At 64.7% G+C, this 14,817-nt stretch carries 13 protein-coding genes; 4 read left to right on the forward strand and 9 right to left on the reverse strand.

Features of this window, described 5'->3' with window-relative positions:
- Positions 1-35 precede the first annotated feature (35 nt).
- Together C265_RS21635 and C265_RS21640 are read right to left on the reverse strand one after the other, a co-directional pair.
- A complete protein-coding gene (locus C265_RS21635; RefSeq protein ID WP_010811139.1) occupies positions 36-758 on the reverse strand; it encodes a Crp/Fnr family transcriptional regulator in 723 nt (240 codons plus the stop codon).
- A 509-nt stretch (positions 759-1,267) separates the two neighbouring features.
- Positions 1,268-2,251 carry a DUF1839 family protein gene (locus C265_RS21640; RefSeq protein ID WP_011616301.1) on the reverse strand — a complete coding sequence of 328 codons (984 nt, stop codon included), beginning with the start codon at positions 2,249-2,251 and terminating at the stop codon, positions 1,268-1,270.
- Positions 2,252-2,412: 161 nt separating this feature from the next.
- Between C265_RS21640 and C265_RS32305 the strand changes: the two genes are divergently transcribed.
- Positions 2,413-2,796: a hypothetical protein gene (locus C265_RS32305; protein WP_144062264.1), complete on the forward strand. Its 384-nt coding sequence runs from the start codon at positions 2,413-2,415 to the stop codon at positions 2,794-2,796.
- 22 nt (positions 2,797-2,818) lie between these two features.
- Here the strand turns inward: C265_RS32305 and C265_RS21650 are convergent, their stop codons facing one another.
- The 3 genes from C265_RS21650 to C265_RS21660 form a co-directional block, all read right to left on the reverse strand.
- Positions 2,819-3,133, reverse strand: a complete 315-nt coding sequence (locus C265_RS21650; protein WP_010811142.1) for a hypothetical protein — start codon at positions 3,131-3,133, stop codon at positions 2,819-2,821.
- Positions 3,134-3,256: 123 nt separating this feature from the next.
- On the reverse strand, positions 3,257-3,715 hold the full coding sequence (locus C265_RS21655; RefSeq protein WP_010811143.1) for a response regulator transcription factor: 459 nt from the start codon (positions 3,713-3,715) through the stop codon (positions 3,257-3,259).
- A 237-nt stretch (positions 3,716-3,952) separates the two neighbouring features.
- Positions 3,953-4,813 (reverse strand): response regulator transcription factor, encoded by an 861-nt coding sequence (locus tag C265_RS21660; RefSeq protein ID WP_010811144.1) that lies wholly within the window; start codon positions 4,811-4,813, stop codon positions 3,953-3,955.
- Positions 4,814-5,324: 511 nt separating this feature from the next.
- On the opposite strand from C265_RS21660, the gene C265_RS21665 reads away from it, so the two are divergent.
- On the forward strand, positions 5,325-6,896 hold the full coding sequence (locus C265_RS21665; protein ID WP_010811145.1) for a phage integrase family protein: 1,572 nt from the start codon (positions 5,325-5,327) through the stop codon (positions 6,894-6,896).
- Between the two features lie 51 nt (positions 6,897-6,947).
- Here the strand turns inward: C265_RS21665 and C265_RS21670 are convergent, their stop codons facing one another.
- Together C265_RS21670 and C265_RS21675 are read right to left on the reverse strand one after the other, a co-directional pair.
- Positions 6,948-7,961, reverse strand: a complete 1,014-nt coding sequence (locus C265_RS21670; protein ID WP_010811146.1) for a ParB/RepB/Spo0J family partition protein — start codon at positions 7,959-7,961, stop codon at positions 6,948-6,950.
- Positions 7,962-7,963: 2 nt separating this feature from the next.
- A complete protein-coding gene (locus C265_RS21675) occupies positions 7,964-8,623 on the reverse strand; it encodes an AAA family ATPase (protein WP_010811147.1) in 660 nt (219 codons plus the stop codon).
- Positions 8,624-9,000: 377 nt separating this feature from the next.
- Between C265_RS21675 and C265_RS21680 the strand changes: the two genes are divergently transcribed.
- On the forward strand, positions 9,001-9,204 hold the full coding sequence (locus tag C265_RS21680) for a cold-shock protein (RefSeq protein ID WP_006159056.1): 204 nt from the start codon (positions 9,001-9,003) through the stop codon (positions 9,202-9,204).
- 201 nt (positions 9,205-9,405) lie between these two features.
- On the opposite strand, the gene C265_RS21685 is transcribed toward C265_RS21680, so the two are convergent.
- Together C265_RS21685 and C265_RS21695 are read right to left on the reverse strand one after the other, a co-directional pair.
- Positions 9,406-10,500 (reverse strand): replication protein RepA, encoded by a 1,095-nt coding sequence (locus C265_RS21685; RefSeq protein WP_010811148.1) that lies wholly within the window; start codon positions 10,498-10,500, stop codon positions 9,406-9,408.
- Positions 10,501-12,163: 1,663 nt separating this feature from the next.
- The gene (locus C265_RS21695; RefSeq protein WP_010811149.1) at positions 12,164-12,367 is read right to left on the reverse strand and encodes a cold-shock protein; all 204 of its coding nucleotides are present in this window, start codon (positions 12,365-12,367) and stop codon (positions 12,164-12,166) included.
- Between the two features lie 418 nt (positions 12,368-12,785).
- Here C265_RS21695 and C265_RS21700 point away from each other — a divergent pair, with 418 nt between their 5' ends.
- Positions 12,786-14,162 (forward strand): NCS2 family permease, encoded by a 1,377-nt coding sequence (locus C265_RS21700; RefSeq protein ID WP_010811150.1) that lies wholly within the window; start codon positions 12,786-12,788, stop codon positions 14,160-14,162.
- Positions 14,163-14,817: the final 655 nt, after the last annotated feature.

The raw sequence follows: 14,817 nt of genomic DNA on the forward strand, positions 1-14,817 counted from the left end.
GCGCTTCGCAGGCCACACGCGCCGAAGCGTGCCGCTCAGGCGCTGGCCAGCGCGGGCAGCAGGCGGTCATACTCGCGCTTGACCAGCTTGTAGCACTCGCACGAATGCTTCTCCAGCCCGCAGCGGTCAAGCACGGTGATATGGCCGCGGCTGTGGTGGATCAGGCCCAGGTCTTCCAGCTTGCCGGCCGCTTCGGTCACGCCTTCGCGGCGCACGCCGAGCATGTTGGCGATGACCTGCTGGGTAATCACCAGCTCGTTGGAGCTGAGCCGGTCGATGGCCAGCAGCAGCCAGCGGCACAGTTGCTTGTTCAGGGAGTGGTGGCGGTTGCAGGCCGCGGTCTGTGCGATCTGCGTGAGCATGGCCTGCACGTACAGCAGCGTCACGCGCTGCAGCGTGGGCAGGCGCGGCAGGTCGCCGCGCAGCAGGCGCGCGGGAATGCGATAGGCCATTCCGGGGCTGCGCACTTCCACCCGGCTGGGCATGGTGTCGCCGCCGGTGACCACCGGGATGCCGACCAGCCCTTCGTTTCCGACCGCGGCGATCTCGACCGTCGCGCCGTCCTCCAGCAGCGACAGCAGCGATACCACCGCGGTGGTCGGGAAATAGACATGGACGATGCGCTGGCCGGAATCAGTCAGGAGTTCGCCGGCGCGCAGACGGACCAGCTCGAAGTGCTGCGCCAGCGTCTCCCACTCGCCGCGCGGCAGCGCGCTGAGCAGGTGATTGACATGCAGATCCGATCGATGCGTAATCATTTTCGTACCCCCTGTCCAATCCCGAGTCCGGGAACAACGCTCTGCCGGCCTGGCTCGGCACGACTGCTTTCCGAGAACCGGCTGGCTGCGCCGCCGACCCAGGTGCGGCGCTCTTTGCAAGCCAGTGCCTCTATTTAGCGTCATGGCAGCGCGCTCCGACAGTAGGCGAACGGCTGGGGAACGGTCATCCATCGGGAGGTTGGACGGAAAGGCGAGAGTGAAGCGGGCGCTGACAAGGGCTCCATGCGCCGCGGCGGCTGCGATGTCCGCCGCCGCCATACGAGGCGAGGCGGCACGGCAGATGGAAGCTGTTACGGGCTAGTCAGTCACGGCAGGCACGCAAGGCTGGATGCATGGCATGCCCTCCGCTGTCGGCATGAGACCCGGGATATCGTGCAAAAGGCGGATGCACCGGGTTGCCCCCGGCGCCGGATCGAACCGGTTCTGTGCCAGACGCCGGAGGCGGCACACCAGCCAAGTGTTGCCCGCTGCAGGCAGGATCTGCCGACTCATGGCTTGAACTCGCCGAAATGCGCGGCCAGCAACGGCACGCTGGCCAGGTATGAGGCTTCGAGCTGGTCCAGGCAGTCTTCGCAACGGTCCGGCTTGCGGCTGATGACCGCGCGCATCAGGCGGAACTGCATCACCATCGCCTCCGAGGCCATGGTGTAGCAGGCTTGTGCCGCCTTCTCGGGCACCTCCTGCCCGTGCATCACCAGCCAGCGCAGGTAGCGCGCCAGCAGCTCGAAATTGGCGCCGAGCTGGCGCAGCACGCCCGACGCGTAGTGGTGAAAGCCCGGTTCCCCGCGCGCCATCAGCCGCTCGAGATGCTGGGGAAATACCGCGCGAAACATTGTGACGGGGTTCTCGCGCGGACGGTTGCCCAGGTGAAAGCGCAGCAATGCCAGCGAGGCCTCGAGCAGCGTCTCGGCAGCGTGCGGATGCCCGTTGCGGCGGACCACATCGGCGTGCATGAAGGGCAGCGCGTCGGCACTGCGCACGCCCGGTGCCAGGCGAATGATGGCGGCGTAGTCCTCGCCGGTCGCGGTGTGGTAGCCGTCGGAGTGGTAGTAGCCGACAGCGCCGGCTTCGGGGATCAACACATCGATGGCAATGCAGGTGGGCATGCAATGGCGCAGGTAGCCGGCGCCGCGGGGTGGCGGCAGCTGGCTGCTGTCCAGCTCCATCACGACGATATGGCCGCGCGAGGTCTGTGCCGCAACGTGCGACTCGAGCGAGTCGTAGAACGTCAGGGCGTGCACGGTGAGGCCGTACAGCCGCTCCAGGTCGGCATCCGGAAAGCGGCACTGCGTGAAGTGGTCGGCCTCGAAGTCCTGCCGCACCGCGCAGGCCAGTGCCGCGACCGGCGGCAGGTCCAGCCCGTGCAGCAGCTCGATCCAAAGGTCGATATGGCAGTTGACGTGCGACCACACCGGATTGCCGCCGCGCAATCCTGGTCCGCCCCGTCCACGCATCCTGGTGTCGCCGTGCACTAGTGACCTCCGCGCCTGCCATGCCGCTTCATGAGCGGGTACGGACGGCCCATGCCGGGCCCGCGCGCGTGCCTGACGAGCGATACGGCAGGCCGAGCGCTGACACCAGTCATTTTTCCGTCTCCCCCTGAACCCGAGCCAGATACTTGCTGCCATTGGCCATGATGGCGATCTTGGCGCGCGCGGTTCTGGCCAGTCTGTTGGACGGCGCACAAACCCGCAAAGGGTTCAGGGGGTTCAGGGGGGCACTCAGCCGCAAATATGCGCGCATGGTGCTTCTGGTTGATGGAGGACTGCGAACTGATTGGTTATCGTCAAGGAGACGTGTGGGCGGGCAGTATGGCCCGCACGCCTTCAAAGCCCGCATGGTCCCCCGGTCGGCGGGCTTCTTTTTTGGCTCGCCGGCTGGTGTCCTGTTCCGCAAATACCTTGCCATGAAATCGCCCCAACTGGGCGATTTTCATTTTGGCAAGCTGCGCGACGACGAAGAGAATGACAAAGGCACAGTGGCACCCGGCGAGGCCGCCGGGTGCCACTGTGCCTGATTCTCGCTGGATGCCTGCTGGTTCAGGCCACGAGTGGTGGCGGCACGCGATGCCGATGCTGAGCAATGATCAGCGCCCTCAGGCTTTCCACACGCAGCCGCGCTTCGCGCTCGCCGGCCGCGCGGGCCGCGTCGGCGGCGGCCAGCTCGCAGTCAAACTGACGCCCGTGCAGTTCACCGCGATAGAGCAGCGGCTCATCGCTGCCCTCGTTGGCACCCGCGTGGCAACCATGGTCAAGGCTGGCAGCCAGCCTGATCTCGAAGCAGCACGCCCACTTGCCTCTGCCTTCGCGCACAGCAAAGCCGCGAACGACGAGGAATTCCAGTCCGGCCTCCATATGACCCCCTTACTTCCCCAGGGCGGCCTGCCTGCAAACTGGGCTGGCTTCTGCCTCCGGGCGAATCAAGCATAGGCAATCAGGTGCGATGCGCACTCCTACGGTGGATGTAGGTCTGCTCGCTCAAAGGAGGGAGGCGGTGGCCCCGTTGGCGCCCGTCAGTGACAGCGCCATGCGCGGAAAGCACTGGCCGCCGGCCCACACCAGCGCGGTGGCGGCGCAGACCAGTTCAACCGGTGCCGGCAGCGCGAGACACCCGCTGGCACCGAGCAGCGCGGCATGCAGCATCAGCGAGGCATCGAGGCGATCGGACAGCACCAGCCAGCGCCGTGGCGCCAGGCGTGCCTGCAGCTGGTCCAGCAACGCACGCGGGTCGCCCTCCAGTGCGCTGCAATCGATCAGCGCGATATCGGCCGGGTCCGGCGATGGCTCCGATGACGAAGCCTGCGTCGATGCGCGCGCCGATTCATGCAGCCACTGCGGCGTGCGCCACGTGATCGGCTGCGGCACGTCCAGTGCGTTCAGGCGACGCGCCAGGACACGGCACATCATTTCATTGCTGGCGATGAGATAGGTCGGCATTGACTCGGTCTGGCAGCTGGCCCGGGCCGCAGATGCGCTTGCCACCGGGTCGGGATCCGGGCCGCGGGGCGGCCCGCCTTGCAGGGCATCAGGGCAGCGCCGGCCGCCGGAAAAAGTGTCTGCAGATGCCTTTCATCACAAGGTAGCAAGCCGCCGCCGCCATTGCCTCATGCTTTTGGCCGAGAGCCGCACGCCAGAAGGATGAGGCGCGACCCGTGAACGCCGCGCCGCCACCCGTCACGCAGCCTGGCAGGTGGGATCAGGTGCCGGCACCCGGGTCACCGGATTGACGGGCGTGGCGGGCCCGGCCCAGTTGAGCGTGGCACCCTTCTGCAGGGCAACGTAGACGGCTTCGCCCTTGTTGCGTACGTGCAGGCGCTGGTACAGCGTGCAGGCATGCGTCTTCGCGGTGGCCACCGAGATATTCAGCATGCGGCTGACCGTCTTGATGGGATAGCCCCGAGCCAGCAGCGCCAGCACTTCGTACTGGCGTTCGGTGATGTTCAGCAGGTGCGCGCCGGCCGACGGGGTTTCGTGGTACGTCGCGTGCGCCTGGAAATGGCGCTGGGGCGCGGGCACCGCATGCTCGAGCACGGCCTCGCCGATGCCTGCGCGCAGCGCCACGACCCGGGCCTCGCCCTGCCCTGCGCTGCTTGCCACCGGGGTATGGCCGGCATCGAGTTCCGATTGCCAGGCATGGTGGCTGCCCTGGGCACGCGCCGGGAAGCACTCGCCGCCGGCCAGCACCAGGCGCACCGCGGCATCGAGCGCATCCGCACTGCAGCTCTTGGCCACGCAGCCGCGCACCGGGTCAGGCAAGCCTGCATCCGGCAGCGATGGGGCCGCCTGATCGCTGAGGACCAGCACGCGCTGCGGGCGTAGCCGCTGGCACAGTTCCTCCAGCATGGCCCAGCCGCCGGCGTGATCGGCTGGCAGGCCATAGATCAGCAGGTCGGCATCGTACAGCCACAAATCTGAATCGACTGGGGCGAGGGGATCGATATCGATCAGGTCACCAGGAATATGTGCTTGGGCCAGCAGATGGCGCAGACCCAGGCGCAGGAGGGGGTGAGGCTCGATCAAGAGGATGGTGGCCATGGCCGCTCTCTTATTATTGCGGCAAGTTCGGACCCTGCGACAATCCGCGCTTGCTTGTCGGAAATGCTCCGCTATCTTGCGGTTGCACTTCCATACGATCCGCCATCGCTCCAGACCGCCCGGCAGCCTTCCCGTCAGGCTGCAGGTCCGTCCTTCCCGTGGAGATACCGGATCGCCCCGTTTTGCGTGTTAAGACGCTTATGTAGAAAGAGTCTTAGATGCGACTGAAGTCTGATCTAAGTATTTATAACTCCTGACCTGCAGCATATGAAACGCGTAGGTCGAATGCAAGGTGATGGTGCGCTGCGGCGGGTTTTCCCCGAGCACTGCCTGACACCAGCATACGGATGCCACAAGGGCAGCGGGGATGACTTTCCAGTGAAAACGCGCATAAAATTATCGGCATTGTATTTATCTATGCATTTCGGGCCGGATGAATTCTCGCTCGCTTCAAGTGCCTTATAAATCAAGAAGTTAGCCATTCAGCGCATACCTGCCGATGATTCCTGGAATGATGATGGTCAGCCTCACCCGCAGCGAATTTGCGGCGGTACGCGCCTATGTGCAGGGCATGCCGGCGGCCATGGTGGTGCCCCGCTACCTGGCCGACGAAGCCGATGACGACGAAGCCGGGGCCGAGTCTGCGCTGCGGATCCTGCTTGCCCTGCGCGACCGGATGGTCCAGCTCGCGCACCTGCACGGACGGGCGGACCTGGCCGAACTGCTGCTGGCCGGCCCTGGCCGCTCCAACCGCGGCATGGATCGCCGCGTCGACGCGCTGGCTGAGCTCGAACGGTTGGGTACGGCGGCGCCGCGCCCCCAGCACGGCGTGGAGTTGTGGTTTGCACCAGCCTTGTCGCGACGCTTGCGCAAGGCTGAAATTGTGACCCTTAATTCTCTTTTTGAGCTTGCAAACCGACGCGGCAGCGCCTGGTGGCGGGCCGTCCCGCGCATTGGCGCGCTTGCCGGCGCGGCCGTCAACCGCTGGCTCAGCGAGAACCGTGCTGCCTTCCGGGACCCGGACGGCAAGCCGCTGCTGGGCGCGCACGTCGGCAACCGGACTCTGCTCGAGCGAGGCAGGCTGGGACCAGGGATGCGCCAGCCGTTGCCGCTGGAATGGATGACCGCGTCGCCCGCGTTGGCCGCCGACGCCAGCTGCCCGTACAGTCAGGGCCTCGACGTCGTCCAGGCCTGGCTGCGCGATGCCGCCGGCGACAGCGGCAGCACGTTCTCGGCCTACCGCAAGGAGGCGGAGCGCTTGCTGCTATGGGCAGCACTGGAGCGGCGCAAGGGCCTGTCGCAGCTCGATCTGGACGACCGCCGGGCCTACCTGGGCTTCCTGGCGCAGCCCGAACCGGGCAGCCGCTGGTGCGGACCGCGGGCACCGCGCCACCTGGCCGGATGGCGTCCGTTCACCGGCCCGCTCAGTCCGGCAAGCGTGCGGCATAGCATGCGGGTGCTGGCCGCCCTGTTCCGCTGGATGCATGCCAACGGCTACCCGGGCGCAGCGCTCTGGCCAGCCCGGATCCCGGACGGCACCGATGCCTCGGCGGCAATGGAGGCGGCGCGGCCGGACACCTTGCAGGTTCCCGAGGCCAGCCTGGCTCCCTTCCTGTCATGGCTGGAACACCGGGGCGGCGACGACGATGGCCAGCGCTACCGGACCGCCCATGCGGCAATCCTGCTGTTGCGGGAACACCGGCTCAGCCTGGACCGGCTGACCTCGGTCACGCGGCGTTCGCTGGCGCCGATGCAGCAGCCTGCGCGGGTTCCGGAAGACGGTGTGGAAAGCATTGTGCCAGACGGAACGCCCGGCTTTGGCCTGGCCACGCAGCACGCGCTGGCCCGGCATTGGCGTGACCGCAACCTCCAGTGGGACGGTGCGGGCACAGAAGACGCCTCGCTGATCGGTCCACCGGCCGCGCCGCCGACCCGGCGCGCGCAGCGCAAGCTGGCGGCATTGCCGCTGGCCGGCTACTCGGTGCGTGGCCTGCATGCCCTGCTGTCCAGCATGCTTGAGCGCTACCGCAAGACCTGTGATCCGGAGTTTGGCGCGCGCTCGCCGCGCGACCTGCTGGCTTGAGCGCTGCGGCGGCAATGCTGCCGCAGCGGCGCCATGGCTTGCCTGCCCGGCTCAGAGCAGCGTGTTGTCCAGCCCGAAGCGGGCCTTCAGGGCCTCGACCAGCGCCTCGCGGGCACTGCGGTCGCTCAGCTGCACGTCCAGCATCACGCGTCCCGAGTCCCATTCCTTGATGGTGCCCAGCAACTGGCCGCTGTCGGTCCGGATCTTGTATTGCCGGCTGATTTCCTTGACCTTGCGCGCCTTGCCTTCCTGCGCGTGCTTGCGGATGGCTTCAACCTCGCGGCTCGACAGGCCGTCATTGATGATGCGCGCCGCCAGTTCGCGCGTGCGCTCCTCGCCCGCCAGCTTGCAGTACAGCGTCAGCTCATAGCCCGCGGCGATGCCGATCGCGCTCGGGCGCTCGCGCATCACGCCCAGCACGGACTCGGGCAGGCGCAGCAGCGCCAGCGTCTTGTTCACGGTGCCGGCCGACATGCCGGTCAGCTCGCAGATTTCCTCTTCCTTCTGGACCTTGCCTTCGTCCAGCAACTGGCGCCAGGCGATCGCATTGTCCAGCGCTGACTGGTCCGAGCGCTGCTCGTTGAGCATGAACGACAGCCGGTAGAAGTCCAGGTCGCTCAGGTCGTTTTCGACAAAACATTCCATCTCGAGCTTGCCGGCAGACGCCAGAGCTCGCTTGCGGTAATGACCGTCGATCAGGATGTAATGGCCGGGGCGCGCCGGATCGGGCGCGGCCAGGCCGGGGGTCTTCTGGCCGTGCGTGGCAATGGATGCCGCCCGCTCCTGCACCACGGCGGGATCGTAGAGGCGCCGCGCGTTGAGAGGATTGTCGTGCAGTTGCTCCAGCGGAATCCTGATCAGCTGCCGGCCCGCGGCGGCTTCGCCAAGACTTTCAGCGCTGAAAACGGGCGCGCCATCGGCTCCCCTGCCCTGCAGCAATCCATTCGGATGCTGGGAAATGGCCGCTTCCGCGCGAGCGAAGCGGTCCAGCGTATCGTTGCGGGTCTTTTCGGCCGCCATGCCGGCCAGCATGCCAGCCTTGAGGCTCTTCAGTTTGGTAGCCATACCTAGTGCTCAATCAAAGACAGTATTTCGTCGACCATCATGTCGACCTCCTGCACCGCCTCGCGTGCGCCGGCAACGCCGTGCACGGTGCAGCCGATCGCCTGGCATTCCCGGAATGCCGAGCGCGACCCGATCATCGAATTCAAAAGCGGTACGTCGCCGTCGTCGCCAAGGATTTCAATGGCCTGGCGCGCGATCGAGACGCGGCGCTGGACCATATTGGCCATCACACGGATCAGCAAGGACTCATTCTGGACTTGGGCGTGCTGCGCCAGCGTCTTGGCCGCTACCGCCGCCCACAGATCCGGCGGCGAAGGCACCACCGGAATAATGGCAAGGTCCGAAATCAGCAGCGCGCTCGAGGGCGCTGCCGAATGCACCGCCGGCGGGCAATCCACGACGATGTAGTCATAATCCTGGACGAATTTGCGGACCTCGCGGTGCATGGCGCCGCCCGAGGGCGCCAGGCCAATCACGGAAGCCGGGAACGGCCGCTCGTCGCTGGCCTGCGCCGCCCAGCGAGTGGCGGTGCCTTGCTCGTCCATGTCGACCAGCATCGAGCGCGCGCCGCGCAGGCCAAGCGTCCCAGCAAGGTGCATGCTGACCGTAGTCTTGCCGCAACCGCCTTTCTGGTTAAAGACTGTGATGATTTTGGCTGGCACTGCGACCTCTCTTTCAGCGCTGAAAGCGCGGTTGATTCTTAAGGCGCAACTGTAGCCAAAAGCACGTGATGCTTCAACCGTTTTCCAAATTTACAAAATATATATTGCCGATGCAGAGAGCAGAGGCCGCCATTTGGCAGCCGGAAACGAGCCGTACCGTAAAATTGCTTGAAAAACAGCCCGGGATGTGCCTAAAGTATCTATAGTGCGCATTACGCCGCACATGACACCGCAATCCAAAGTGGTTATGATGCGCGCTACAGTCGAGTCAAGTCGTGTCAACCTCGTCGGCTTCCGTTCGGTATCTACGAGAACTCAACGTGCTTGAACGGTTGTTTGCGTTGTGTACAAGAACTTGCTTCGAAAAGGAAATTCCTATGGCAACCGGTACGGTCAAGTGGTTCAACGAGACCAAGGGCTTTGGCTTCATTACCCCGGACGACGGTGGTGCAGACCTGTTCGCGCACTTCTCGGAAATCCAGGGCTCGGGCTTCAAGACCCTGAAGGATGGGCAGCGCGTGACGTTTGAAGTCAAGCAAGGCCCGAAGGGCCTGCAGGCTTCGGCAATCAAGCCGGCCTGACCAGCCTCGGCTGACCCCGCCCGTTGCGGATCCGTCCGCGGCGGGCAAACAAAAAAGGCAAGCGTTCAACGCTTGCCTTTTTTGCATTCGGGGCCAGACATGGTGTCCGGCCTCAGTTCCGGCGCGCCCGGACCTGCTGATGCCGTCCCGAGAGCACGTGCAACGGCGTGCGCGGATCTCCCCGGGCGGGAAGCTGGCAAATCAGCCCAGCTTGCGCACGCTGGTCCGGGAAGGCTGCAGGATCAGCGCCTTGGACGAATCCGCATCGACCTTGGCACCGGGATACACCACCAGCACATCCTTCAGGGCCTTGCGGAACAGCGCACGGAACTTGCGCTCGCTTTCGGTCTCGGTGCCGAACTGCATCTGCAGCGCCTCCCACGGGATTTCCGTGCGGCGCTGGATGGTGAAGAAGCGGTAGGTCAGCCACGAATACACGTCCAGCGCGAACGGCGACTGTTTCAGCGCCTTGAGCGCGCGCATGTCGACCGGTACGGGGCGGTTGACCAGTTCGTTGAAGAACGGCTCGGACAGCACCACGAAGCTCTCGAACATGGACCCCTGACCAGGCTGCATGGGGTCCCACCAGGTCGACAGTTGATCGGCCAGCAGGTAGCCCACCCGATCGATCGACAGTGGCTCGTGGTTGGGGTTCTGGTTCTGGCTCGGCGTGGACTTGTTTTGCACGATGGCGATGGTCGCCGAGAACAGGCGGATCATCTGCTGGCGTACCAGCGTCATCGTGCCGCGCTTGCCGCCGGTGGCCATCGGAATGCCGAGGTTGTACATGAACTCGGACAGCGAATTGCCCAGCGAAATGCGCCGGTCCTCTACCGTGCCGGTGAATTCGCCGCGCTTTTTCTTCGCCATGATCTCCTTGCCGATCCAGGCCAGCATCAGCCGCGGATAGGAGCCATAGGGGTAACCCAGCGAGACGGTCTCGGACACCAGCTTCTGGCGGCCGTTGGCGGCACGTTCGGAGCGTTGCTGCGTGAAGTAGCCAGGCTGGATCATCAGCGAGATATTGCCGCTGGTGCGGGTCCATACCGGCGGCGCGCCCTTGGGCGCGCGGTAGGGCAGCGTTACCTGGACGCTGGCGCGGCTCAGGAAGCCGACTTCACCGCTTTGCCAGGCGTCTTCACGCTCCATGGCCTGCGCTTCGTCGAACAGACGCTGGAATTTCTCGGACGGAACCAGGTTGTTCTCGTTGCCGGGAACAATGATGCGGGAGGGTTCGGCGTCCAGGTCGAGGACGCTTCGATCCCCCGTGGTGGCCGGGGAGCGTTTGATGGGCATATTGGCGTGCTTCGGATTACCCGCCTTTGTACTCGAAGCCGCAAAGGTTGTCACGCAGAAACAGGTACGCAAAGCCTTTGCCTTGCTCGCCCTGTTTTCTGCCGGCTGGGAATCTCACGACTGGTCGCATGGTGGCGGACGGTGGGCAACCCGTCAGGGTTGTCCACGGTTCGCCAGCTATCCACTACCAGTAAACGATACCGATACGGGTTAACTACTTGTAAACCGTATACGTGAAGTTCAGCGCCTTGATTCGTAAGGGAAAAACCAACCCCGCCGAACCCGATTCTGCGGGCAACCGTACTCGATTCTGCGAAGGGCCGAACCCGTATCTGCGGCAAGCCGAACCTGTATCTGCGGGCGGGGCGAACTGTTTTCTGCGGGGATAACTTACAGGTTCCACAGCCTTTTCCACAGCGGCCACTCCTCAAACCGTACCCGTTTCTGCGAGCGAGCGCCGGGTATACGCGGGTTGCGAGGGTTCCAGTGCCTCTTTCCCGCAGAAAGTACGGCCATAACCCGGTTATCCCCGCAGAAACGGGTTCACTTGCCGGGCTGCTGACGGGCGCTTTGCACGCCAGGCGTACCCGTTTCTGCGTTCCGAGACCTGAAACCGTACCCGTTTCTGCGCTGGCCTGAAAGGCCGCTGCCGTGCTGCCCCAGCGTACCTGTTTCTGCGGCGTACCCATTTCTGCGTGCCGACCCTGGCACCCTGGTTCGCCGCGAAGCGTACCCGTTTCTGCGTATCTCCTGCCGGGCTCTTCCGGGTCATGCGTACCCGTTTCTGCGCAGACCCATGGCGCTGTTCTGACGGAACTATCACCAAGTTTCCATTCTACATGAGAGTTGCAGAAAAAGCTAGCACTCACACTCAACGTATACGCGGGAAACTCGCGGCGCTACGCGCCGTACCTGTTTCTGCGCAGACAGATCATGGATGCCAAAGCTCAGCCGGGTAGCCAACCGCCCTGCATGTCGTTGGCGTACCCGTTTCTGCGTGGCGTCGAGTGGTGCGCCTGTGCCCGTGGGCGTACCTGTTTCTGCGTGGGGTGCCGGCAGCCTCAGGGCTTCCGATGGTTATTGCGTTGCAACATTAGCCGTACCCGTTTCTGCGTCGTCGGCCTGGCCCGGCTTTGTGGATATGTAGGAGGAATGCGGGCCGGAGAACCGCTGCCATCGGCCGAATCGAATTCGAAAAAAAATTTTTGGGCGTACCCGCTTCTGCGTGCCAGAAGGCTCCTGGAAAGACCCCAGTGCCGCAGGGCGTACCTGTTTCTGCGTACCCGCTGCCCAGCGCAAGCAGGCCTGCCAGGACAGACCGTACCCATTTCTGCGAGGCTCACGGGCCGTGCCTGACCTCGTGCGGTGCAGCAGGGCGTACCCGATTCTGCGTGGAGCGCAAGGCTGGATGGTGAGCGGGAAAGTGCGCCGCGCAAGGCCAGGCGTGCCGGCTGGCGGCGGCATGGGCATGCGGGGGGCTGGAGCGGAGCGCCTGGCGGTCTGCATGACCGGGGCAGGCGGGGAGCGGCGGGGGGCCGGGATGTGATGAAGGTGGCGCAGCCAGCACCGCCAATCGCGCTATCCGCGCCTGAAAACAAAAAACCCCGCCATGGGCGGGGTTCTACGCTGTTCGGCGCGCGCGGGGCGCGCCGGCAGTCAATGCTTACAGCGGGGTGATGTTCGCGGCCTGCAGGCCCTTCGGGCCATTCTTGACTTCGAACTGCACGCGCTGGTTTTCCTGCAGCGACTTGAAGCCGTCGGCGCGGATTTCCGAGAAATGGGCGAAGAGGTCGTCACCACCCGCGTCCGGCTTGATGAAGCCGAAGCCCTTGGCGTCGTTGAACCACTTGACGATACCGGTTTGCATGATTTGCTTTCCAGAAAAAGGACAAAAAACATCGCATGACGAAAACGTCATCCGACACGGGGAACTCAAGGAAAGGACACCATGGACAACCGAAGTACCAGACGGTGGCTAACGAATGAACTGTTGCCTCGTCGCTTGAATCTAGGCGGCTTTATACGGGGGATTGCCGCAAGCGTCAAGCCGGGGACGCCCCGGAGCACCCCCGTGGCGGCGCTGGATTCAGCGGTTCGCGCTGTGGGATCATCACGCTTTTTGCATATCGCTTATTCGCCTGTGCCATGGCGAAGCGGGCCGGCCTGCACCAGAGTACGCTTGCCGCCCAGCGGGGCGTCGCGGGATGCTTCAGGCCGAAGCCAGCCACCTGCGGCCGCGCCGTTGTTGTCGCCGCGCACACGATAACGATATCAGGAGACCAGTCATGTCGATGCCGGAACCCGCTTCCAAGCCGGGCACGTCAACCGCCAATCCGCCGCACGGCAAGCCACAGGCCGCGCCTTCGCTGATCGAGCGCCTGTTCAGGCTGCGCGAACACCAGACCGATGTACGCACCGAGATCCTCGCCGGCGTCACCACGTTCCTGACGATGGCGTACATCATCTTCGTCAACCCGTCGATCCTGGGCGATGCGGGCATGCCGAAAGACGCGGTGTTCGTCGCCACCTGCCTGGCCGCGGCGATCGGCACGCTGATCATGGGTTTCTACGCGAACTACCCGATCGCGATGGCGCCGGGCATGGGCCTGAACGCGTACTTTGCCTATACGGTGGTGAAGGGCATGGGCTTTGCATGGGAGGCGGCACTCGGCGCGGTCTTTATCTCCGGCTGCCTGTTCCTGCTGGTCACGCTGTTCCGCGTGCGCGAGATGATCGTCAATGGCATTCCGCATTCGATCCGGGTGGCGATCACCGCGGGCATCGGCCTGTTCCTGGCGATTGTCGCCCTGAAGAACGCCGGCATCGTCACCGCCAGCCCGGCCACGCTGGTGACCATCGGCGACCTGCACCAGCCTTCGGCCGTGCTGGCGATCATCGGTTTCTTCGTGATCGTGGCACTGGATCATCTGCGGGTGAAGGGCGCGATCCTGATCGGCATCCTGCTCACCACGCTGCTGAGCTTTGCGTTTGCCGGCAATACCTTCCACGGCGTGTTCTCCGCGCCGCCGTCGCTCGGCCCGACGCTGTTCAAGCTAGATATATCCGCCGCGCTGTCGATCGGCATCATCAACGTGGTGCTGGTGTTCTTCCTGGTGGAGTTGTTCGACGCCACCGGCACGCTGATGGGCGTTGCCAACCGCGCGGGCCTGCTCAAGGCCGGGAAAATGGACCGGCTGAACAAGGCGCTGATGTCCGACAGCACCGCGATCATGGCGGGCTCGTTCCTCGGTACGTCTTCCACCACGGCGTATATTGAAAGCGCATCCGGCGTGCAGGCGGGCGGGCGCACCGGACTGACGGCGGTGACGGTGGCCGTGCTGTTCCTCGCGGCGTTGTTCATCGCGCCGCTGGCCGGCACGGTGCCGGCCTATGCCACCGCGCCGGCGTTGCTGTATGTGTCCTGTCTGATGTTGCGCGAGCTGCTGGAGATCGACTGGAATGACGTCACCGAAGTCGTGCCCGCGGTGATGACCGCGCTTGGCATGCCGTTCACGTACTCGGTCGCCAACGGCGTTGCGTTCGGCTTTATCAGCTACGCGGCGCTCAAGCTGCTGACCGGCCGCGCACGCAGCGTGCCCGTGATGGTGTGGATCATCGCGGCGGTGTTCATCTTCAAGTTCTACTACCTGCCAGGGCATTGAGCGCGCCAGCCGGCATGGGATGAAGGAAGGGCGGCCAGGGCCGCCCTTTTTCCATGGTGCGCTGCTGTCATGATATTGGCATCGTGATGCCGGGCGGGCGCCGTAGCGCCGTCCGACACCCGCCAGCCGTACCCGTTTCTGCGTGCGGCGCGAGCGGGTCCACCGGCCGGGCGTACCTGTTTCTGCGTGACAGTCCGCCACGCCCTCGCGGCATGCGGCACGGCTTGCCATTCCCGCGCAACGGTGCTGCCATCACCCGTTCGGGGGTGTCAAAGCGTACCCGTTTCTGCGTAGCATGCATGCAGACATCGGCCGCTGGGAATGTGGCGGTCGCGGGCCGGCGGCCAGTGTGCGCGCGGCCTCATACCAAAGTATGAGATTGGCTGTAAGTCACCCACTCGGGGCTGGACAAAGTGCCCCAAATGCACTGAACTATAGACGTGGCAAAGAGGGGCGCGGCAAGGCGCCCCTTCTTGACTCCGGTGCATGCGGCAGGATGCCGGAGCCAACCGAGAGCGCTTGAGCGCCGTTCGCCAGTCGGTGGACATTTCGGTCCAGACCGTTAACAAGGCGGCATAGCCACCATCCGGGAGCGTGCGGGAAACACGCGCGCCACGCAGACAAAAAACCAGTTCAAAGACTGACAAGTGGTAAC

Origin of the sequence: Cupriavidus sp. GA3-3, from assembly GCF_000389805.1 — a bacterium.
In the GTDB taxonomy this organism is placed as follows: Bacteria; Pseudomonadota; Gammaproteobacteria; order Burkholderiales; family Burkholderiaceae; genus Cupriavidus; species Cupriavidus necator_D.